This window comes from Enterobacter sp. ENT02 (genome assembly GCF_019219165.1).
In the GTDB taxonomy this organism is placed as follows: Bacteria; Pseudomonadota; Gammaproteobacteria; order Enterobacterales; family Enterobacteriaceae; genus Enterobacter; species Enterobacter mori.
This window is the reverse complement of sequence record NZ_JAHUWD010000012.1, coordinates 60,346-82,035: the sequence shown is the minus strand read 5'-3', so window position 1 is coordinate 82,035 and position 21,690 is coordinate 60,346. Positions and strand designations below refer to the sequence as shown.

Annotated in this window: 22 protein-coding genes; 9 read left to right on the top strand and 13 right to left on the bottom strand. The window is 57.6% G+C overall.

Going from position 1 to position 21,690, the window contains the following annotated elements:
• Positions 1-11: 11 nt before the first annotated feature.
• Positions 12-929 carry an alpha/beta hydrolase gene (locus KW829_RS22180; RefSeq protein ID WP_010436845.1) on the bottom strand — a complete coding sequence of 306 codons (918 nt, stop codon included), beginning with the start codon at positions 927-929 and terminating at the stop codon, positions 12-14.
• 197 nt (positions 930-1,126) lie between these two features.
• On the opposite strand from KW829_RS22180, the gene KW829_RS22175 reads away from it, so the two are divergent.
• Together KW829_RS22175 and KW829_RS22170 are read left to right on the top strand one after the other, a co-directional pair.
• On the top strand, positions 1,127-1,369 hold the full coding sequence (locus KW829_RS22175) for a ribbon-helix-helix protein, CopG family (protein WP_010436846.1): 243 nt from the start codon (positions 1,127-1,129) through the stop codon (positions 1,367-1,369).
• Positions 1,370-1,371: 2 nt separating this feature from the next.
• Positions 1,372-1,743, top strand: a complete 372-nt coding sequence (locus KW829_RS22170) for a type II toxin-antitoxin system VapC family toxin (RefSeq protein WP_010436848.1) — start codon at positions 1,372-1,374, stop codon at positions 1,741-1,743.
• A gap of 39 nt (positions 1,744-1,782) precedes the next feature.
• Here the strand turns inward: KW829_RS22170 and fdhE are convergent, their stop codons facing one another.
• The 4 genes from fdhE to fdnG are packed head-to-tail and all read right to left on the bottom strand — an operon-like array spanning position 1,783 to position 7,306.
• Positions 1,783-2,712 carry a formate dehydrogenase accessory protein FdhE gene (gene fdhE, locus KW829_RS22165; RefSeq protein ID WP_010436850.1) on the bottom strand — a complete coding sequence of 310 codons (930 nt, stop codon included), beginning with the start codon at positions 2,710-2,712 and terminating at the stop codon, positions 1,783-1,785.
• On the bottom strand, positions 2,709-3,344 hold the full coding sequence (gene fdoI / locus KW829_RS22160; RefSeq protein WP_010436852.1) for a formate dehydrogenase cytochrome b556 subunit: 636 nt from the start codon (positions 3,342-3,344) through the stop codon (positions 2,709-2,711). The genes fdhE and fdoI overlap by 4 nt, the downstream gene beginning before the upstream one ends.
• Complete coding sequence (fdxH, locus tag KW829_RS22155) at positions 3,341-4,243, bottom strand: formate dehydrogenase subunit beta (protein WP_010436855.1); 903 nt, start codon at positions 4,241-4,243, stop codon at positions 3,341-3,343. Before fdxH ends, fdoI begins: the two co-directional genes overlap by 4 nt.
• A 12-nt stretch (positions 4,244-4,255) precedes the next feature.
• Complete coding sequence (fdnG, locus tag KW829_RS22150) at positions 4,256-7,306, bottom strand: formate dehydrogenase-N subunit alpha (protein WP_148400120.1); 3,051 nt, start codon at positions 7,304-7,306, stop codon at positions 4,256-4,258.
• Positions 7,307-7,679: 373 nt separating this feature from the next.
• On the opposite strand from fdnG, the gene fdhD reads away from it, so the two are divergent.
• Complete coding sequence (fdhD, locus tag KW829_RS22145) at positions 7,680-8,516, top strand: formate dehydrogenase accessory sulfurtransferase FdhD (protein ID WP_218309101.1); 837 nt, start codon at positions 7,680-7,682, stop codon at positions 8,514-8,516.
• 114 nt (positions 8,517-8,630) lie between these two features.
• The gene (locus tag KW829_RS22140) at positions 8,631-8,843 is read left to right on the top strand and encodes a DUF1471 domain-containing protein (protein ID WP_218309100.1); all 213 of its coding nucleotides are present in this window, start codon (positions 8,631-8,633) and stop codon (positions 8,841-8,843) included.
• Between the two features lie 40 nt (positions 8,844-8,883).
• Here the strand turns inward: KW829_RS22140 and KW829_RS22135 are convergent, their stop codons facing one another.
• On the bottom strand, positions 8,884-9,849 hold the full coding sequence (locus tag KW829_RS22135; protein ID WP_237702304.1) for a hypothetical protein: 966 nt from the start codon (positions 9,847-9,849) through the stop codon (positions 8,884-8,886).
• A gap of 201 nt (positions 9,850-10,050) precedes the next feature.
• Between KW829_RS22135 and KW829_RS22130 the strand changes: the two genes are divergently transcribed.
• Entirely contained in the window at positions 10,051-10,263 is a 213-nt protein-coding gene (locus tag KW829_RS22130; RefSeq protein WP_010436865.1) for a DUF1471 domain-containing protein, read from the top strand.
• Between the two features lie 40 nt (positions 10,264-10,303).
• Here KW829_RS22130 and KW829_RS22125 read toward each other — a convergent pair whose 3' ends face one another.
• Both KW829_RS22125 and KW829_RS22120 read right to left on the bottom strand, forming a co-directional pair.
• Complete coding sequence (locus KW829_RS22125) at positions 10,304-10,627, bottom strand: AzlD domain-containing protein (protein ID WP_010436867.1); 324 nt, start codon at positions 10,625-10,627, stop codon at positions 10,304-10,306.
• A complete protein-coding gene (locus KW829_RS22120) occupies positions 10,627-11,286 on the bottom strand; it encodes an AzlC family ABC transporter permease (protein WP_010436869.1) in 660 nt (219 codons plus the stop codon). The genes KW829_RS22125 and KW829_RS22120 overlap by 1 nt, the downstream gene beginning before the upstream one ends.
• A 104-nt stretch (positions 11,287-11,390) precedes the next feature.
• On the opposite strand from KW829_RS22120, the gene KW829_RS22115 reads away from it, so the two are divergent.
• The 4 genes from KW829_RS22115 to KW829_RS22100 all read left to right on the top strand — a co-directional run bounded on the left by KW829_RS22115 (position 11,391) and on the right by KW829_RS22100 (position 16,502).
• Positions 11,391-11,939 (top strand): helix-turn-helix domain-containing protein, encoded by a 549-nt coding sequence (locus tag KW829_RS22115; RefSeq protein WP_010436871.1) that lies wholly within the window; start codon positions 11,391-11,393, stop codon positions 11,937-11,939.
• A gap of 17 nt (positions 11,940-11,956) precedes the next feature.
• Positions 11,957-12,952: a LacI family DNA-binding transcriptional regulator gene (locus KW829_RS22110; RefSeq protein ID WP_218309099.1), complete on the top strand. Its 996-nt coding sequence runs from the start codon at positions 11,957-11,959 to the stop codon at positions 12,950-12,952.
• Positions 12,953-13,056: 104 nt separating this feature from the next.
• Entirely contained in the window at positions 13,057-15,180 is a 2,124-nt protein-coding gene (locus KW829_RS22105) for an alpha-galactosidase (protein WP_218309098.1), read from the top strand.
• 44 nt (positions 15,181-15,224) lie between these two features.
• On the top strand, positions 15,225-16,502 hold the full coding sequence (locus tag KW829_RS22100) for an MFS transporter (RefSeq protein ID WP_010436876.1): 1,278 nt from the start codon (positions 15,225-15,227) through the stop codon (positions 16,500-16,502).
• Here the strand turns inward: KW829_RS22100 and rhaM are convergent.
• The 5 genes from rhaM to KW829_RS22075 all read right to left on the bottom strand — a co-directional run bounded on the left by rhaM (position 16,490) and on the right by KW829_RS22075 (position 21,594).
• Positions 16,490-16,804 (bottom strand): L-rhamnose mutarotase, encoded by a 315-nt coding sequence (gene rhaM / locus KW829_RS22095; protein WP_003861978.1) that lies wholly within the window; start codon positions 16,802-16,804, stop codon positions 16,490-16,492. The two genes, KW829_RS22100 and rhaM, sit on opposite strands and share 13 nt — an antisense overlap.
• The gene (gene fucO, locus KW829_RS22090) at positions 16,801-17,949 is read right to left on the bottom strand and encodes a lactaldehyde reductase (protein WP_218309097.1); all 1,149 of its coding nucleotides are present in this window, start codon (positions 17,947-17,949) and stop codon (positions 16,801-16,803) included. Before fucO ends, rhaM begins: the two co-directional genes overlap by 4 nt.
• Positions 17,950-18,086: 137 nt before the next feature.
• Entirely contained in the window at positions 18,087-19,091 is a 1,005-nt protein-coding gene (locus tag KW829_RS22085) for an ABC transporter permease (protein ID WP_010436884.1), read from the bottom strand.
• On the bottom strand, positions 19,088-20,092 hold the full coding sequence (locus KW829_RS22080) for an ABC transporter permease (RefSeq protein WP_218309096.1): 1,005 nt from the start codon (positions 20,090-20,092) through the stop codon (positions 19,088-19,090). Before KW829_RS22080 ends, KW829_RS22085 begins: the two co-directional genes overlap by 4 nt.
• Positions 20,092-21,594, bottom strand: a complete 1,503-nt coding sequence (locus tag KW829_RS22075) for a sugar ABC transporter ATP-binding protein (RefSeq protein ID WP_218309095.1) — start codon at positions 21,592-21,594, stop codon at positions 20,092-20,094. Before KW829_RS22075 ends, KW829_RS22080 begins: the two co-directional genes overlap by 1 nt.
• Between the last annotated feature and the right edge of the window lie 96 nt (positions 21,595-21,690).

Here is a 21,690-nt window from a genome sequence, read left to right as displayed (position 1 = left end):
CTCTCCCCGTTTTATCGCCGGGCGGCACTGATCCGCCAGGCGATATCCCGTATAACGTCTCGCGCTGACTGGCTAATTCCACCAAGCTGGAAAAAGCCATGTATTACCCCCAGCCATCGCTGAGCGGTACACGTCACCCCTTGCTCCGTGAGGCGCTGAAACAGCGCCTCTCCCTCATCGCATAACGGGTCGTATTCAGCGGTAACGATATGGACAGCCGGCAGGCCGCTGAAGTCTTCCCGCCACAGCGGGCTCACTTCAGGATGCTGAAGGTCGGCTCCAGCCAGATATATTTCATAGCCGCTCAGCAGGGTATCGCGAGTAATCACGTAATCCATGCCGTTGAGGGTATAGCTTTCAAAACTGGCCGTGGCGTCGAGCATGGGATAGATAAGAATAAGCTGCGCAGGTTGCCACAGCCCTTTAACCTTAAGCCGCAGCGCCGTTACCAGCGCCAGATGCCCTCCTGCGCTGTCTCCACAGAGGGTGAGCCGGTTCTTATCCACGCCTAATTCGTCTGCATACTGCCAGACCAGATTCGCACCTCTTTCAGCATCGTCATGTGCGGCGGGGAAGGTATGCTCCGGCGCCAGCCTGTACTGAATCGCAATCACTCGGCAATTGCCGTAGCAGGCTAACTGACGGAGCTGGTTGTCATGGGTATCAAAGCCGCCGCTGATAAAACATCCGCCGTGGTAGTAGATGGCAGCAGGCAATATTTCAGGCGCATTAAGAGGTGAAAATACCCGAATGGTAAGACCCTCAAGAACAAGCGTCTCCACCTGAACGCGCGTTTCGGTCTTCCCTGCAAGCTCCGTGCTGGCAATATAGCCTGCTCGTCGCACCTCAATGCCCTGGCGACGTGAAGAGGGCCGACCTGCAGCGATAAACCCCTGAACCAGTTGTGCAATACCCTGTTCCAGCGCCATGAAAACCCCTTTTACTGTATGGATGAACAGTTTTATAGCCTGGTTTGATTCAAAAGAAAACAAGAATATTGTCGCGGATTAAAATCTGGAAAGTGCCTCGCAAATGGCAGGAAAACTATTGCCAGGGACTTTAACCCTACTGAAAGAAAGCGTATGTTGCCTTGAAAACATACAAGAGTGATATACTAAGGTGATATATGAGTCTTTTGGCGGACCTTGATATGGGCAGAATACTGATCGATTTGTCTGATGACGTGATTCAGCGACTGGATAACCTGAAGCAGCTGCGTAACCGGCCCCGCGCCGAATTGCTACGGGAAGCTATTGAGCAATATCTCGACCAGCAGAGTTCATCGGTTATCCGCGATGCGCTTGGCCTGTGGGGAAACCAGCAGGAAGATGGGCTTGAGTATGAACGCAAGCTGCGTGAGGAGTGGTAATCATGGAGCACATGGCAGTGTTTGATACCAATATTCTCATCGATCTTTTTAATAATCGCGTTGAGGCGGCGGATGCCATTGATCGCACGGCGTCGCATAGAGCCATTAGCCTGATCACGTGGATGGAAGTCATGGTGGGCGCGCGCAAGCACGGACATGAAGCAAAAACGGCGGCTGTGATGGGGGCTTTTGAAATTATTGAGATCTCGCGGGAGATTGCTGAAAGAAGCGTATTACTCCGCGAGAAGCACGGCATGAAGCTGCCCGACGCCATCATTCTGGCTACCGCTCAGAGCAGAAGTTGCCCGTTAATCTCACGCAATACGAAAGACTTTTCGGGCATTGCCGGGGTCGTTTCACCTTACCACCTGTAGGCCGGGCAAGCTTGCGCCGCCCGGCACTCTCACAGGAGATTACTCCCCTTCACCCGGGAACAGGAACGGGTTAATCGAGCTGCGGGCAAAGCCCTCCTGCTCCATCTTCGCGTCCAGAATCAGCGAGGCGAGATCGTCGGCCACCGCTTCGACTTTCGGGTCTTTTTCCTGATACAGAATCTTCAGGTAGGTTCCGCAGTCGCCGCAGCTTTCCGCTTTCACCGCCGCTTCTTCATTTTCCAGCGACCAGTAGTTCAGATCACGGGTCTGCTCGCAGTTGCTGCACTTGATGCGCACCACGTGCCACTCGGTTTCACACAGGTTGCAGTGCAGGTAGCGCAGCCCCTGAGTGGTACCGATTTGCACCATGCTGGAGACCGGCATTGACCCGCAGACCGGGCAGAACTGACGCGCTTCACCGTATTCGGCGCGGGCTTTGCCCGGTATCAGGCTTGCCATTTGCGCCCAGTAGAGCGACAGCGCGGCCCAGATAAACGGCGCTTTATCACTGCTGACCAGAGAGAAGTCAGAGGCAAACAGCGCGCTCGCCATCTCTTCCAGCTCCAGGTCAGAGGCTTTTTCCAGATTCTCGATAACCGCCAGCGCGGTACCGCTCATCTCCGGCTTCAGCTCGGCAATCAGCGAATGCAGAAGCTTTTGCCAGTGCTTGTCGCGCGGCAGGACGTGAATGTCCAGCGGCGGCTTGCCCTGCGCGTTGGCTTCTTTGATGCGCGCGGTCAGGTCCATTTGCAGCGGGTGGTCGTACAGCACCACTTCCTGCGCGTGGGCAACCAGCGCAGCAAAGCGCAGAAAATCGCCCAGCGGGTTATTCTCTGCCAGCTCGCGCAGACGCTCTGCGCGGCGGTTGTAGAGGTTCTTGAGTCTGGGGAATAACAACGGCGGAATATAATCCGCCGTGCGTTTCTCGCTCGACCCCAGCTCATCTTGCGGGATTATGCGAATACTCATTCAGATGACTTTTCCTGTTTCTGGCGGACTTCACGGTACCAGCGTGGGTGATGTTTCTTCGCCCACGTACTGGTTACCCATCCTTCCACCATCGCGGTAATGGTGCCTTTCACCCAAAGGGCGGCGTAGATATGCACCATGATAACCACAATTAACGCCACTGCGGCAAATGAATGCAGCATCAGCGCGAATCGGATCACCGGGATTGAGAAAGCAGGCGCAAAGTACGGACGCCAGATGATCACGCCGCTGACCAGCAACAGGACCAGGAAGATAATCGCCGCCCAGAATACGCATTTCTGGCCGAAGTTATAACGCCCGGTATCACCTACTTCCTCGTTGACGACGATCTTACGAATATTCTTCGCCCAAAAGATATCATCCCGATTGATTAGGTTATGGTGCCAGTAGCGGAAAAACATGATGATAAACGAGGCAAACATCACCACACCCACAAACGGGTGAAGGATGCGCGCCAGCTGCGGCGTGCCCAGTACCTGCATCAGCCAGTTGAAGGACGGGAAGAAGAACCCCAGCCCGCTTATCGCCGCCAGCATGAAGCAGAAGGCGGTGACCCAGTGGTTGATGCGTTCCGGCGCGGTGTAGCGCACGATGGTGTCACGTTTTCTCATTTGCGCACCTCGTCTTTCTCTTCATGCAGGTTGTCGTCTTCCTCTTCCGCACGGTTCGGACCAACGCCGACGTAGTGGAAGATGCTCGCTGCGAAGGTGGCAGCAAAACCTACCGCTGCCAGCGGTTTCCAGATGCCTTTCCAGAACTTCACGGTGGCGCTGATTTCCGGGTTCTCCGGCAGGCCGTGATACAGGTTCGGCTTGTCGGCGTGGTGCAGCACGTACATCACGTGCGTACCGCCAACCCCGGCCGGATCGTACAGGCCCGCGTTGTCGTAACCACGGGTTTTCAGCTCGCCCACGCGCTCTGCCGCCAGCGTTTTCATATCCTCTTTGGAGCCAAAGTGGATAGCGCCGGTTGGGCAGGTCTTCACGCACGCGGGCTCCTGGCCGACGGTGACGCGGTCAACGCACAGCGTGCATTTGTAGACGCGGTTGTCTTCCGGGTTCAGGCGCGGTACGTCGAACGGACAGCCCGCGATGCAGTAGCCGCAGCCGATACACTGCTCGGACTGGAAGTCGACGATGCCGTTAGCATACTGAATGATAGCCCCTTCTGACGGACATGCCTTCAGGCAGCCCGGATCCGCACAGTGCATACAACCGTCTTTGCGGATAAGCCATTCCAGTTTGTCGTTCTGCTCCACTTCCGAGAAACGCATCACCGTCCAGGACTTGGCGGTCAGGTCCGCCGGGTTGTCGTACACCCCGACGTTGTGACCCACTTCGTCACGCAGATCGTTCCACTCTGAACAGGCCACCTGACAGGCTTTACAGCCGATACAGGTGGTCACGTCGATGAGCTTCGCCACTTCCTGCTGGTGGTCCCGCGCCTGAGGCGCGGGCGTGAAACTGTTTGTCGCGGAACGACGGATAATGTCTTGAGATTGATAAGCCATAAGTCGTCTCCGTTACACCTTTTCCACGTTCACGAGGAAGGCCTTAAACTCCGGCGTCTGCGTGTTCGCATCGCCGACGAACGGCGTCAGGGTGTTCGCAATGAACCCTTTCTTCGCCACGCCCTCATAGCCCCAGTGGATCGGAATACCGATGGTATCTACCTGCTGACCGTGAACGTTCAGCGTGCGAATACGCTTGGTCACCACCGCCTTGGCTTTGATATAGCCGCGGTTAGAGGAGACCTTCACGGTATCGCCATGGGCGATGCCGAGCTTGCCCGCCAGCTTCTCGCCGATCTCCACAAACTGTTCCGGCTGCGCGATGGCGTTAAGCAACGCGTGCTTGGTCCAGTAGTGGAAGTGCTCGGTCAGACGGTAGGTGGTGCCCACGTACGGGAACTTGTCTTTTTTACCCAGCGCGTCGAAATCGCCCTTAAAGATACGGGCTGCCGGGTTAGAGACCACGTTCGGGTGCAGCGGGTTGGTGCCCAGCGGCGTCTCAAACGGCTCATAGTGTTCCGGGAACGGACCTTCCGCCATCTTATCGATAGCAAACAGGCGTCCCATCCCTTCTGGCTGCATGATAAACGGCCCAACATCGCTGCCCGGTGCGGCAGTGCTGTAGTCCGGAATATCCACGCCGCCCCATTTCGCGCCGTCCCACTTCAGAAGCTGACGCTTCGGATCCCACGGGTTACCCTGCGGGTCAGCGGATGCGCGGTTATAGAGGATGCGGCGGTTGAGCGGCCACGCCCATGCCCAGCCCAGCGTATTGCCGAGGCCCGACGGGTCGGCGTTATCGCGGTTGGCCATCTGGTTGCCTTTCGGCGTCCAGCTACCGGCAAAGATCCAGCAACCGCTGGAGGTTGTGCCGTCATCGCGCAGGTGTGCGAAGGTGCTGAGCTGATCGCCTTTCTTCGCCAGCACGGTACCGGTGGCCGGGTCGATAACGTCCGCCAGCGCCTTACCGTTGCTCTCCATCGCCACTTCTTCTGGCGCAGGGTTTTCCGGCGTCGAGTAGTTCCAGCTCATGTTCAGCACCGGTTCCGGGTTCGCGCCGCCTTCTGCCGCATACATCTTACGCAGGCGTAAGAAGATACCGGCCAGGATCTCGCCGTCGTTCATGGCGATGCCCGGGGCGTCCGCGCCTTTCCAGTGCCACTGCAGCCAGCGTCCGGAGTTGACGATAGAACCGTTCTCTTCCGCGAAGCAGGTCGATGGCAGACGGAACACTTCGGTCTGAATCTTCGATGGATCGACGTCGTTCGATTCACCGTGGTTCTGCCAGAAGGTCGAGGTCTCGGTATTGAGCGGGTCAATCGTCACCAGGAACTTCAGCTTCGACAGGGACTCAACAACCTTGTTCTTGTTCGGGAACGAGGCAACCGGGTTAAAGCCCTGGCACAGATAGCCGTTCACTTTGCCCTGGTGCATCATCTCGAAATACTGCAGAACGTCGTACCCTTTGTCCCACTTCGGCAGCCAGTCAAAGCCCCAGCTGTTTTCAGCCGTCGCTTTGTCGCCGAAGAAGGCTTTCATCATTGAGACGAAGAACTTCGGATAGTTGCCCCAGTAGTTTACCTGGCCTTCGAGCAGCGGTTTAGGCGTGCTGGCCGTCAGGTAGGTTTGCAGGTCGGTCTGTTTCTCGCTTGGCAGGTTCATGTAACCCGGCAGGCTTTGAGACAGCAGGCCGAGGTCGGTCAGACCCTGAATGTTGGAGTGACCGCGCAGGGCGTTCACGCCGCCGCCTGCCATCCCCATGTTGCCGAGCAGGAGCTGAACCATCGCCATGGTACGGATGTTCTGTGCACCGATGGAGTGCTGCGTCCAGCCGAGGGCATACAGGAACGACGCGGTTTTGTCTTTCGCGCTGGTCTCGGCGATAAGCTCGCACACCTTCAGGAAGTCCGCCTTCGGCGTACCGCAGATGTTTTCGACAACCTCCGGCGTGTAGCGGGAAACGTGCTCTTTCAGCAGGTTCCACACGCAGCGCGGGTGTTGCAGGGTGGTGTCGCGCTTCGCAAAGCCTTTCTCGTCCAGCTCGTAGTTCCAGCTGGTTTTGTCGTATTTGCGTTTCTCGGCGTCGTAACCGCTGAACAGGCCATCTTCGAAGTGGTAATCCTCACGCACGATCAGGCTGGCGTTGGTATAGGCTTCGGTGTATTCGCGGTTATATTTTTCGTTGGTCATCAGGTACAGCAATACGCCTGACAGGAAAGTGATGTCAGTACCTGAACGAATAGGGGTGTAGAAATCCGCCACTGACGCAGTACGCGTAAAGCGGGGATCGATCACAATCAGTTTCGCACCGTTGTGGATTTTGGCTTCCATCGCCCAGCGGAACCCGACAGGGTGCGCTTCAGCGGCGTTACCGCCCATCACCACAATGAGGTTGGCGTTCTTGATGTCGACCCAGTGGTTGGTCATCGCACCGCGACCAAATGTTGGAGCAAGACTTGCTACCGTTGGTCCGTGTCAGACACGCGCCTGGTTGTCGACCGCGAGCATACCGAGTGCGCGCGTAAATTTCTGGGTTAAATAACCGGTTTCGTTGCTGGAAGCAGAGGCACACAGCATCCCGGTGGAGAGCCAGCGGTTGACCGTGACGCCGTCGGCGTTCTTCTCAACAAAGTTGGCATCGCGGTCTTCTTTAATATGTTTTGCGATGCGGTCGAACGCCTCTTCCCAGCTGATTTGCTGCCATTTGTCGGAGCCAGGCGCGCGGTATTCTGGGAATTTGAGGCGGCTTTCGGAGTGGATAAAGTCCACCAGGCCGGCCCCTTTGGGGCACAATGCGCCGCGGTTGACCGGATGATCCGGGTCGCCTTCGATATGGAAAATAGACGCTTTGGCGTTTTTAGCACCGTCGCCGAGGCTATACATCAACAGCCCGCAACCGACAGAGCAGTACGTACAGGTATTACGGGTTTCACGGGTGCGCAGCAGTTTATACTGCCGCGTTTCCGCCAGCGCTACGCCGGGCGCAAAGCCCAGTGCCGCTGCCGTGGTGCCTGCCATACCGCCAGCGCAGATCTTAAAGAACTGCCTTCTGCTGACCTGCATGGGTCACTCCTTGTTTCGACATTGCTTACATATGTAGTTTTAACTTCGCGGTTGAGAATTGACCGCAAAGGAGAAAAATTTGCGTTAATCCCTCAATTCCACGAGGGATATCATCAGAATACCACAATGTCGGTACGACTGTTCCAATGGCGTTAAAACAAAGTGAACGTATTATCACCCTGTTGACTATAAAGTGTGATATCAATCACATTATTAACCCCGCATGTTAAAGGGGTGTAGCATGCGTTTTGTTGCACCTCTCACAAGTGAGTAGGTAAACTTGATGCTGAAAAGTTGATCCATACTATGCGTAAGCCCTGTTGTTTGTGATGCAATAGCAGGCTCACCTCCGTGGTTGTTCAGGAATACCGTCGTGTCTAAACAAAACCGTGCTACCCACCCGTCACCACTGCCTGCGGGCGTTGTGGAACGGGTGGTACACAGACCGCCCCACATTACCCATGCCACACCCGATTTTCTGGCGGAAGAGGTGCCCGTTGCGCTCGTTTACAACGGTATCTCGCACGTGGTGATGATGGCTTCGCCGAAAGATCTTGAGCTGTTCGCCATCGGTTTTTCCCTCTCGGAAGGCATCATCGACCATCCGCAGGAGATCTACGGCATGGACGTGGTGAAGGCGTGTAACGGCCTTGAAGTGCAAATCGAGCTTTCCAGCCGCCGCTTTATGGGATTAAAAGAGCGTCGGCGCGCGCTGGCCGGACGCACCGGCTGCGGCGTGTGTGGTGTTGAGCAGCTCAACGATATCGGCAAGCCCGTTACGCCACTGCCGTTTACCCAGACGTTTAACCTCGCCAACCTCGATAAGGCACTGGAACACCTCAACCATGTACAGCCCATCGGTCAGCTGAGCGGCTGTACGCACGCGGCGGCGTGGGTTCTGCCATCGGGCGACATTATCGGTGGTCACGAAGACGTGGGCCGCCACGTGGCGCTGGATAAGTTGCTCGGTCGCCGCGCGCGTGAAAATGACGTCTGGCAGCAGGGAGCAGCGCTCGTTTCCAGCCGCGCCAGCTACGAGATGGTGCAGAAAGCCGCCATGTGCGGCGTGGAAATTCTGTTTGCGGTCTCAGCGGCAACGACGCTGGCGGTAGAAGTGGCAGAACGCTGTAACCTGACGCTGGTAGGGTTCTGCAAGCCTGGAAGGGCGACGATTTACACGCACTCACAGCGACTAATTGTTAATCAGTAATTTTGAAAGAGAATAGCAAATCCTTCCGCTTTTAGTTGAATGGTATGAGGTCTAGTATTTATCTCATCAAGGCACGGTGCCTTACCTAAACAACTTAATGAAAGGGTTTATCTCATGAAAAGCATCAAAGCTTTTGTCGCTGTAATCGCTCTGACTGCTTCTTTCGGTTCCTTCGCTGCGCAGACAGTAACCGCTTCCGCCTCTACGCTGGACGGTGCAGAAGCCAAAATTGCTGCACAGGCTCAGGAAGCAGGTGCATCATCGTACAAAATTACCCAGGCATTCAGCGGTAACCGCGTACACATGACCGCTGAACTGACCAAATAAGCGTGTCACACCGTCGAAAGAGCGCCCCCGGGGCGCTTTTTTACTTTGTCTCTCGCTTAACAACATCTTTTCTATCCTGAACCTCTACAAGGGAATAAAAAGGCGCGACGTTTTTACACGTCAGCCGCCAGATACCGTAATCCTGCTTTTTCGGCGTAAACACGCGGTAATTACCCTCGCCCATCATCATAAAGCGCGCATTGGGATAGTCGTTGAGGATCCGATATTCATTGTTGCAGTAAAACGTATCCCGAGTGTCGTAATCGATTGTCACATTGAGGACGTATTCAAGCACCCGACTGGTATTGACGTTATAAGCAATAAAGAAGATATAGCCAGCGCAGAAAAGCGGGGCAGAAACTGCAAGGACGTTGAACTGCATCGATGAATTCTGCAACAAGGGCAGTACCATCGTGAATAACAGAAATACCATTGAAAAAAATAAGGTGCAGAAAATTAAAAAGAATCCAAACGACGTAATTTTATTGAACGTCGCCTCATAGGTGACATCCGTGACGTCCATAAAGATCTTTCGCGCCAGTATGTAGCAGATGAAGGAGATAATCAGCCATAAACCGCGCGCAAGGGTGAAGGCCTTTTTCGCAATTTTCTTTCTGTCATCATCCACGGCGTCCAGATAGAGAGTGATGGAATAATAGATAAATCCCACCGTCCCGATAGCGAGCGTGACGGGCAGCTGCAGGCCATTTCCGGCGAAATATTTAAATGCCACGCACGATGCTAAAAAAAGCAGCGAAGACATCAGCGTCGAGCCCGCTATTTTTTTGTATTCATCCCATTCCATTCGGGACAGTTGCAGCAGAGTGAGGGGTTTTATACATGAGGAAATGATGATTGCGCAGGCAATCATCATGGCCATCCATACGAATACGGGCATCGCTTTACTGTTAAAGGGCGTCATGACAAAAATGGCGCCCGCATAAGCGATAAAATGGACAGCGGTACTGTGTCTGATGAGGAATGAAGGTTGTTTTCTGCTTTTCACCCGCGTTCTCCCTGAAAAAGGCTGACGTTCAGGACATCAGTAAATGAATATCAGCGCAATGCATGACGGTTATTTCATGTTCAGTAATTTTGAATAATAATAGCAAATCCTTCCGCTTTTAGTTGAATGGTATGAGGTCTAGTATTTATCTCATCAAGGCACGGTGCCTTACCTAAACAACTTAATGAAAGGGTTTATCTCATGAAAAGCATCAAAACTTTTGTCGCTGTAATCGCTCTGGCTGCTTCTTTCGGTTCTTTCGCTGCGCAGACAGTAACCGCTTCCGCCTCTACGCTGGACGGTGCAGAAGCCAAAATTGCTGCACAGGCTCAGGAAGCAGGTGCATCATCGTACAAAATTACCCAGGCATTCAGCGGTAACCGCGTACACATGACCGCTGAACTGACCAAATAAGCGTGTCACACCGTCGAAAGAGCGCCTCCGGGGCGCTTTTTTAGTTTACGCCCGCCAGACGCAGCAGCGCCGTCACTACCGCAGCCGCAACGATCACCACAATTAACGGCATCTTCCGCCAGGCCAAAAACACCGCAAACGCCACGCCCAGCACCCGCGCCATCCCGGCGAAATGTTCGCCTTCATAAAATGTGGTTGCCAGCGCCACCGAAAACAACAATACCGTTGCCGCATCTGACAGCAGCGCCTGTGAACGCTCTGACAATGCCAGCCTGCTGCCCAGTTTTGCCCCGCCGAGGCGCATCAAATACGTTCCCGCAGACAGGATCGCGATGCCGAGAATAAAGACCGTCATGTTTTCCATTATTTTTTCCTCGCGGCAAGGCCCAGTAAGGAGAGCAGCACCGGCAGGCCCACCGGGGCAAACGGCACGGCGGCCAGCGACAATACGGCACCGCTGCAGGCGCGGATTAGCGTGGTGCGGTTTTTAAACGCAGGCACCACTAACGCCAGCAAAATGGCGGGAAATACCGCATCCAGCCCAATGGTTTCTGGGTCTGGCAGCAGTTTGCCGACCATGGCACCCAGCAGCGCGCCCAGCGGCCAGATGATTGCCACGCCCAAACCGCACAGCCAGTAGGCCGCTTTACGCTGTTCTGGGGTTTTCTGCGACAGGCCGAACACTACGCTTTCATCGTTCATGATGTGGCAGCCCAAAAAGCTCAGGCCGCGCTTGCCCACCAGTTCCCGCACCGTCACGCCAAACGGCACGTGGCGGGCGTTCACCAGTAATCCGGCTGCAGCTGCGGCTAGCGGGTTCCCACCGCTCGCCACGATGCCGATAAACATAAATTCCGATGCGCCCGCCAGCACGGTAAGGGAGAGCACAAACGGCACCCACAGCGGGAAACCGTAGGCCATCGCCAGCGAGCCGTAGGACATCCCGACTACGCCCACCGCGAGGCAAACCAGGATGATTGCTTTGATCGTGTCGCCTTTCAGGCAGGAGAGATGATGCTTCATACAATTTTAGCCATATCGAACGTGTATCCATTATAATGAACGCAACAGAGGTGTTTTTCAAGGCGAACGATTCGTTCGATTTATAGAACAAAAAGGGCCGTTTTATGACGCAGCCAATCAGCGTGATCGCTAAAAGCCTGGTGCGAGAACGCCTGCGAACCGGGCTTTCACTGGCGGAAATTGCCCGTCGTGCCGGGATCGCCAAATCCACGCTTTCCCAACTGGAGTCCGGTAACGGTAACCCGAGCCTGGAGACGCTGTGGTCGCTTTGCGTGGCGCTGGATATCCCTTTCGCCCGCCTGCTGGAACCACAGCAGACGACAACACAGGTCATCCGCCGTGGAGAGGGAACGAAGGTCGTTGCCGGGCAGGCTAACTATGAAGCTATTTTGCTGGCGGCGTGTCCGCCGGGCGCGCGGCGCGACATCTATCTGCTGCTCACCCAGCCGGGCGCAGATCGTATATCCCAGCCGCATCCGCCGGGGTCCGTTGAACATATTATTGTGACGCAGGGGCGCGCGTTAGTCGGCCTGATCGACGCAGCGGAAGAACTCGGCCCGGGGGATTACATCTGTTATCCCGCCGATCTGCCGCATATCTTTAAGGCGCTGGAGCCAGATACGCACGCGCTGCTGGTGGCGGAACAGAACTAACAGAGATACGGAAACTCATGTCGCTTAAAGCCATTGCCAAAGAACTGGGGCTGTCAGTCACCACCGTCAGCCGCGCACTCAACGGATATGACGACGTCTCCGCCGAGACGCGCGCTCGCGTGGAAGCAGAGGCTCAGCGCCGTGGCTACCGACCTAACACCTTCGCCCGCCGCCTCAAGATGGGCAAAATCGACGCCGTCGGGCTGGTGTTCCCCGTGCATCCCGTTCCGCTCAATAATAGCGTTTTTATGGACATGGTCGGCGAAATTAGCCACGAACTGGCGCGACATGAGATCGATTTACTGCTGATTGCCGATGATGATTTGGCCGATAAGCACAGCTACATGCGCATGGTGCAGAGCCGCCGCGTGGATGCGCTGATCGTAGCGCACACGCTGGACCACGATCCCCGTCTTGAGCAGCTTCAGGCCGCCGGTTTTCCTTTCCTGGCGCTCGGGCGCAGCCACCTCCCGCAGCCGTACGCGTGGTTTGACTTCGACAACTACGCCGGTACGCATCAGGCTACCCGCTGGCTGATCGAGAAAGGCCATCAGCGCATCGCGCTGCTGGGTGAAAGCAACAATCAGGCGTTTATTACCCAGCGTCGTCAGGGCTTTCTCGATGCCCTGCGAGAAGCCGGGCTTTCCAGCGAATGGCTGCGCGCCATGCCGCCGTCGCGCCGCGTGGGGTATGCCACCACCAAAGAGCTTCTCGCTCTGCCGCAGCCGCCCACGGCCATCATTACCGACTGCAATACCCACGGCGACGGCGCGGCGATGGCGCTGGCGCAGATGGGGCGCTTATCCGGCGACAACCCCGTCTCGCTGGTGGTCTACGACGGCCTGCCGCAGGACAGCATTGTCGATATCGACGTAGCGTCAGTCATTCAGTCCACCCGTCAGGGCGTCGGAAAACAGATTGCCAATATGGTGCGCCAACTGATTAACGGCGACGATATCGAGCAGCTTCAGGTGCTCTGGCAGCCTGAATTCTCTCCGGGCCAGACGGCCTAAACCCACTAAAATTCCAAACCCGATCACAGAACCGAAACGTTTTGGTTTGTATCCGAAACGTTTCGGATCAACACTCAGGACATCCCGACGACAGGAGATGTCTGATGCAAGATTCCATTTTTCGACTCGAAAGCAATACGGTAGACGTGGTGGTTAAAACCCACCCGTTCGCCGAAATTCTCTACTGGGGGCCGCACCTTCAGCACTTTTCGCCACACGATGTGCTGAGCATTGCGCGCCCGGTCGCGAACGGCAGGCTGGATGTCGACTCCCCGGTCACGCTGATGGCGGAGCTGGGGCACGGCCTGTTTGGCTCGCCGGGCATTGAGGGGCATCGTCAGGGGCTGGACGGCTCCCCGGTGTTCAAAACTACGCAGGTGCAGCAGGCGTTAAACACCCTGACGATTACCGCTGAAGATGAACATGCGGGTCTGCGCCTGACCAGCGAGCTGGCGCTGGACGCCAGCGGTGTGCTGGTCGTGCGTCACGGCCTGACCAATCTGAAAGCGCTGCCGTGGCAGGTGGACCGTTTCGCCGTCACGCTGCCGGTGGCTGAGCGCGCGCAGGAGGTGATGGCCTTCCACGGACGCTGGATCAGAGAATTTCAGCCGCACCGCGTCAGGCTTGAACATGACAGCTTCGTGATTGAAAACCGCCGGGGTAAAACCTCCCACGAGCACTTCCCGGCGCTGATTGCCGGTACGTCGTCGTTTAGCGAAATGCAGGGCGACGTCTGGGGCGTGCATCTGGGCTGGAGCGGCAACCATCGCCTGCGCGCGGAAGCGAAAACCGATGGTCGTCGCTACCTTCAGGCCGAAGCGCTCTACCTGCCGGGAGAGATGGCGGTTGAAGAGGGAGACACGCTTTGGACGCCGCGCCTGTATGCCAGCTACTCCACGCGGGGCCTGAACGGCATGAGCCAGCAGTTCCACCGCTACCTGCGCGACAACGTTATCCGCTTCCCGGACGACAAACCGCGCCCGGTGCACCTCAATACCTGGGAAGGGATCTACTTCAATCACGACCCGGACTACATCATGCGCATGGCCGACGAGGCCGCGGCGCTTGGGGTGGAACGCTTTATTATCGACGACGGCTGGTTCAAAGGCCGCAACGACGACCATGCCGCGCTGGGCGACTGGTATCTGGACGAAAAAAAATACCCGAACGGCCTGACGCCGGTGATCGACCACGTCAAACGGCTCGGCATGGAGTTTGGCATCTGGGTTGAGCCCGAGATGATCAACCCGGACTCCGATCTGTACCGCGCGCACCCTGACTGGGTGCTGGCGCTGCCGGGCTACGCCCAGGCGACCGGGCGTCATCAGCTGGTGCTCAACCTGAACATCCCGGAAGCCTTTGACTACCTCGTGGAGCGCATGAGCTGGCTGCTGGGCGAGCACGCGGTCGACTACGTGAAGTGGGACATGAACCGCGAGCTGGTGCAGCCGGGACACAAGGGTAAAGCCGCCGCCGACGCGCAGACCCGCCAGTTTTACCGCCTGCTGGACGTGCTGGGTGAGCGCTTCCCGCACATTGAGTTTGAATCCTGCTCGTCGGGTGGCGGGCGTATTGATTACGAAGTGCTGACCCGCAGCCACCGCTTCTGGGCGTCCGACAACAACGACGCCCTGGAGCGCAGCACCATCCAGCGCGGCATGAGCTACTTCTTCCCGCCGGAGGTGATGGGCGCGCATATCGGTCATCATAAATGCCACGCCACCTTCCGCCAGCATAGCATCCAGTTTCGCGGGCTGACGGCCCTGTTTGGCCATATGGGGTTGGAGCTGGATCCGCTTACCGTCGATGAAGATGAACGCGAAGGCTATCGGCACTACGCCGCGCTGCACAAACAGTGGCGCGAGGTGATCCACCATGGTACCCAGTGGCGTATTGATATGCCGGACGCTACCACCCTGGCACAGGGTATTGTGAGCAAAGACAAAGCGCAGGGGCTGTTTATGGTCAGCCAGCTTGCGATGCCGGATTACACCCTGATGATGCCGCTGCGCATGCCGGGGTTAGACGCCAGCGCGCAGTACCGCATCACGCTGCTCGATCACCCGAACATCCAGATTACGGGTGAGGGTGGACACACCATGCGCAAGCTGCCTTCGTGGATGGAAGCGCCGCAAACGGTGAGCGGCGAGTGGCTGATGCAGGCGGGTATTGCGCTGCCGATTCTGGACCCGGAGAGCGCCATTTTGATTGGCGTCGAACGCGTGTAAGGTTGAAGGGCCGGGCAGCCGGCCCTCCGTTGAGGATAAAAATAATGAACACAACAACCTGTACCCACAAAGACAACCCTAACTTCTGGATCTTCGGGCTGTTCTTCTTTCTCTACTTCTTCATCATGGCCACCTGCTTTCCGTTCCTGCCGATCTGGCTGTCGGACATCATCGGCCTGAATAAAACCCATACCGGGATTGTCTTCTCCTGCATCTCGCTGTCGGCCATCGCCTTCCAGCCGGTGCTGGGGGTGATTTCGGACAAGCTTGGGCTGAAAAAACACCTGCTGTGGATCATCGCGGTGCTGCTGTTTCTGTTCGCGCCGTTCTTCCTGTACGTCTTCGCGCCGCTGCTGAAAACCAATATCTGGCTGGGCGCGCTGAGCGGCGGGCTGTATATCGGCTTTGTCTTCTCGGCGGGATCGGGGGCAATTGAGGCCTACATCGAGCGCGTGAGCCGCAACAGCTTCTTCGAATACGGTAAGGCGCGCATGTTCGGCTGTCTCGGCTGGGGGCTGTGCGCCTCAACGGGCGGCATCCTTTTTGGCATCGATCCGTCGTACGTTTTCTGGATGGGCTCGGGAGCAGCGCTGTTGCTGATGCTGCTGCTGGTCGTTGCGAAGCCGAAGCCCAACCAGACGGCGCAGGTAATGAACGCCCTGGGCGCAAACCAGCCGCAGATCACTGCCAAAACCGTGTTCAACCTGTTCCGCCAGCGCAGAATGTGGATGTTCATTCTGTACGTGATTGGCGTGGCCTGCGTGTATGACGTTTTTGACCAGCAGTTTGCCACCTTCTTTAAAACCTTCTTCGCTACGCCGCAGGAAGGCACCCGCGCCTTTGGCTTTGCCACCACGGCGGGGGAAATCTGTAACGCCATCATCATGTTCTGCTCGCCGTGGATCATTAACCGCATCGGCGCGAAAAACACGCTGCTGATCGCCGGGGTGATTATGGCGACGCGCATTATCGGCTCGTCGTTCGCCACCACCGCCGTGGAGGTGATTGCCCTCAAAATGCTGCACGCGCTGGAGGTCCCGTTCCTGCTGGTGGGCGCATTCAAGTACATCACCGGCGTGTTTGATACGCGGCTTTCGGCCACCATCTACCTGATTGGCTTCCAGTTTGCCAAACAGTCGGCGGCGATTTTTCTCTCCGCCTTTGCTGGGAATATGTATGACCGGATTGGCTTCCAGGAGACGTACCTGATACTGGGCTGCTTCGTGCTGGCGATCACGGTGGTGTCGGCGTTTACGCTGAGTGGCAGGCGGGAGATTGCTGCCGCCTCGGGGGCAGCAGCGTTAACACATCAGTCCAGGTAAAACACCTCTTCCAGCTCCGCACTCACCGGGCTGTTATCCGGGTTAGACGGCATAACGTCACCCATATGCTTCCACCAGCGCTGGCAGACGTCGGTATTCGCTACCGCGTTCCAGCGCTCCTCCGATTCAATCTCCACGGTTGCAAACAGCAGGTTGCGGGCTTTGTCGAGATAGATGGCGTAGTGGTGCGCGCCGTGGGCTTTCAGCACCGCTTCCAGCTCGGGCCAGATAGGGTTGTGGCGGCGCGCGTACTCCTCGTGCGCGTCCGGGTTTACCTGCATCACAAAGGCTTTGCGGATCATAGTGCCTCCAGGTACAGCTCGCGGACCTCATCGCGGCTGGCGGTGCGCGGGTTGCACGGCGCGCACGGGTCGGCGAGGGCTTTATCCAGCCAGCCTTCGATGTCCGCTTTGGTCACGCCGAGCTGACTGAAGCCAGACGGAATACCGACGCGAGCGCTCAGGTCGCGAATCGCCTGAATGGCCGACATGCTGGCGGCTTCGTCTCTCATCCCCTGCGTATCGACGCCCATCGCCTGCGCCACGCGGGCGAAACGTGCGACCGCGTGCGGACGGTTAAAGTTTTCGATGATCGGCAGCAGGATGGCGTTGCATACGCCGTGCGGCAGGTTGTGCGTCGCGCCCGGCTGGTGCGCCAAAGCATGCACAAGGCCAAGGCCCGCACTGTTAAACGCCATGCCCGCCAGATACTGACCAAACGCCATCTGCTCACGCGCTTCAAGGTGATGACCGTCCTCGACCGCTTTCGGCAGCCACAGGTTGATCAGGTGAATCGCTTCCAGCGCGTTGGCATCAGTGAGCGGGTGCGCGCCGACGGACACGTAGGCTTCAATCGCATGAGTCAACGCATCCATGCCGGTTGCGGCGGTCACGGAGGCGGGAATATCGAGCATCACGCTGGCATCGTCCACGGCGATATCCGGGATGATGTTCGGATCGATGATCACCTCTTTCACCTGCCGCGCGGAGTCGATGATCACCGCGTTGCTGGTCATCTCCGCCGCCGTGCCTGCGGTGGTGTTGATCGCCACCAGCGGCACGCCCGCGTTTTTCACTTTACCGACGCCGGAGTAATCGGTTGACGGACCGGGATTGGCGGTGAGGATTTTGATCGCCTTGGCGGTATCAATCGGGCTGCCGCCGCCGAAGGCAATCACGTAATCACACTCCGCGTCCTGATATGCCGCATAGCCTTTCTGCACCAGCGCCTCCGTCGGGTTCGGGAACACCTCATCGAACAGGTGATACGACATCTGATGGGCATCCAGCGCGTTAAACAGGCTGTCGAGCAGGCCGAGTTTTACCAGCTGACCGTCGGTGACAACCAGCGCCTTTCCCCACTGCTTGCTCGCCACCAGGTTGACCATATCGCCGATTGCGCCCGCGCCGTGCAGGCTGATTTTTGGAAGCGCCAACATAAAGCTCATGATAATTCTCCTTAATATGATTTTGAGGTAATCCGTTTCCCCCTCACCCCGGCCCTCTCCCCATAGGGGAGAGGGTGAAAGGCCGCACCGAGCAGTCCCCTCTCCCCTATGGGGAGAGGGTTAGGGTGAGGGGCAATTTAATTCCGTCTTCGCTGCATCACCCGGCGGGTAATAATCGGCAGCGAAATCACCACGATCAGCATCGCGCCGATAATCACCGACATCACGATGCCGGGCACGTTGAGCAGGCTCAGGCCAAAGGTCACCAGTCCCATCAGGAAGGCGGCGATAATCACGCCCACCATGCTGCCGGACCCGCCGAGAATATTGACGCCGCCGAGCACCGCCATCGTCACCACCGCCAGTTCCCAGCCCATCGCAATCGTCGGGCGGGTGCTGCCCAGGCGCGAGGTGAGCAGCACCGACGCCAGGCCGGACATCAGCCCCACCAGCGCGAACAGGATCAGGTTGTGGCGCTTAACGTTGATGCCGGAATACCACGCGCCGGTCGGGTTATTGCCGATGGCGTAGGTGCGGCGGCCAAAGTTGGTGCGGTGCAGCACAAAGGCAAACACCGCGGCCAGAACGATAAACAGCGCGAACTCAAACGACAGCGCGCCCCAGACGTAGCCCTGGCCGAACCAGGCGAAGCTCTCCGGATAGCTGTTCAGCGCCTTATCGCCGAGCAGGATGTAGGTGATCCCGCGGTACAGGCTCATGGTGCCGATGGTGATAACGATGGACGACAGGTTGAAGCGCGTCACCAGAATGCCGTTGAACAGTCCGCACAGCAGCCCCACGCCCAGCCCGACGCAGACCAGCAGCGGCGTATCCACGCCCGCCGCCGCGCAGAAGCCCATCACCGTGGAGCTAAGCGCAATGGTGGATGCCACCGACAGGTCAATTTCCCGGGCGATAATCAGCATCGCCATCGGCAACACGATGATCGCTTTTTCGGTGAAGTTGAACGTCGCGTCGGAGAGATTCCAGACGTTGAGGAAGTAGGGCGAGGCCAGCGCGTTCACCACGAATACCGCCAGCGTCACCGCCAGCAGGAAGCCTTCCCAGCACAGCAGGCGCTGGAAAATGCCCGGCACAGCAGGCACGTTTTTGATATCTTCAGAGGCCATCATTTTGCTCATGATTTCACCGCCAGTTTCTGACGTGCCAGCGCCGCGTCGCGCAGAATCAGCCGTCCTTTATGCCTGTTGCTGCGTTCGTTCAGCAGCACCGCAATGACGATCACCGTGCCGGAAATTGCCATTTGCCAGAACGGGGAGACGCCGATCACCGGCAGGGCGTTGTTTATCACGCCGAGGAACAGCGCGCCGAACAGGCAGCCGAGTACGCGCCCAGTGCCGCCCATGGTGCTGATGCCGCCAATCACGCAGGCGGCGACCACCTGCAGCTCAAAGCCATTCGCCACGTCGACATAGGCCACGGCGAAACGGGAAATCCACAGATACCCGCAGAACCCGGCCAACAGCCCGGAGAGGCAGAAGCTGACAAACTGCATTTTCCCGGCGTTGATCCCGGTGTAGTACGCCGCCGTAGCGTTGCCGCCCGCGGTATACAGCGCCCGTCCTGTACGGCTGTAGCGCAGGAAGTAACCTACCAGCAGCAGCGCGGCAACGGCGCACCAGCTCAGCACCGGCAGGCCCAGCACGGAGGCGCGCGGCAGGTCGAGGAAGTCCGCGCCCATCTGGTTGGCGTTCACCCAGCCGCCGCCGGAGAGCAAAAAGATAATCCCGCGGTAGATGCTCATGGTGCCGAGCGTTACCACAATCGCCGGAATGCCCAGCTTCCACACCAGCAGGCCGTTAATCGCGCCCATCAGCAGCCCGAGCGCGCTGGCGAGGAGCAGCAGTGCCCAGACCGGCACGTCCGGGTAATGGACGTTAATCAGGGCGACAATCATCCCGGTTAGCGCCAGATTGGCCGCCATCGACAGGTCGATACCTTTGGTGAGCAGCACCATCATCTGCCCGAGCGCGAGGACGATCAGAATGGAAGTGTCGTTAAACATCTCAACCAGGTTACCCGGTGTGATAAACGACGGCACGCGGCTGCCGATGGCGATGACCATCAGCACAATCACCGCGCCCAGCAGGGCTTCGCGGTGTTTTAACAGCGAGTTAAGCATTATGCCGCCTCCTGTTTTGCACCGCTGGCGGCGCTGACGATGGTTTCCGCCGTCGCGTCACCCGCACGGTATTCGGCCACCATCAGCCCTTCGTGCATCACGATAATGCGGTCCGCCATGCCCATCACTTCCGGCAGTTCGGAGGAGACCATAATCACCGCCAGCCCCTGGCCGACCAGCTCGGACATAAATTGATGAACGGCTGCCTTAGAGCCGATATCAATGCCTTTTGTCGGCTCATCGAGGATGATCACGTCAGGATGCGTTGCCAGCCACTTACCGATAACCACCTTTTGCTGGTTGCCGCCGGAGAGGGTATCTACCGCCTGTTTCCAGCTAAAGGCTTTCACCTGCAGGCGTTTGGCGTATTCATCCGCCAGCCGCCATTCGCGGTCGTCGTGCAGCACGCCGTTCGGGTTGAGCTTGCCAAGCTGCGGCAGGCTGATGTTTTGGGCAATCGACAGTTCGATAATCGCGCCCTGCTTCTGCCGCTCTTCCGGCACGCAGACGATACCGGCTTTGATCGCATCCGCAGGCTGGCGGAAGCGCCGGGCCTGACCGTTAAGAATAATTTCGCCTGACGATGGCCGCGTGACGCCGGAAAGCGCCTGCATCAGCTCGGTACGCCCGGCGCCCACCAGCCCGTAGAAGCCGAGGATTTCCCCTTTACGCAGGGAGAAGGAGATATTGGCGAACTCGGTCGGGTGGCAGAGATTTTTTACCTCCAGCACCGTCTCGCCTTTTTCGCACGCCACCTTCGGGAAGGTCTGGGTGATGGCGCGCCCGACCATCATCGATACCATCCGCTCTTCGGTTATCCCACTCATCGCGCCTTCTCCGACGAACACGCCGTCGCGCAAAATGGTGTAGTGATCTGCAAGTTCGAAGATTTCGTCGAACTTGTGGGAGATAAACAGGATGGCCTTGCCCTCCTGCTTCAGGCGCTCAACGATTTGGTAAAACTCGAGGATTTCGTGCTGCGACAGCGCCGCTGTAGGTTCATCAAGAATAACCACCTGCGCCTCAAACGACAGCGCGCGGGCGATGGCGACCATGTGGCGCTGGGCGATGCTCAATGTTTTTAGCGTCGCGCGCGGGTCGATTTGCACCTCAAGACGGCCGAGGATCGCCTGCGCCCGGCGGTGCATCTCCGGCCAGTCGAGCGTTTTCAGAACGCCTTTGTAGAGGTACTGCCCGACAAAGATATTTTCGGTGACCGAAAGTTCATCGAACAGGACGGTTTCCTGATGAATAGCGGTGATGCCGATCTTATGCGCCGAGTCCGGCGTCGGGAGGTGAACGGGGATCGCTTTGTAGAGGATCTCGCCCTCGTCGGGCTGGTAAATGCCGGTCATCACTTTAACCAGCGTCGACTTGCCCGCGCCGTTTTCGCCGATAAGCGCCGTCACTTTGCCGGGCCAGAGCGCAAGCTGCACGTTCTCAAGGGCACGCACGCCGGGGAACACCTTGGTGATGCCAGAAAGCTGTAGCAATGGGGTCATGATAGTTCTCCTGGTCAGGGGAATTTGTAGGGCGGGTAAGCGGCAGCGCCACCCGCCTTTTGCCGGATGGCGCTACGCTTATCCAGCCTACAAATC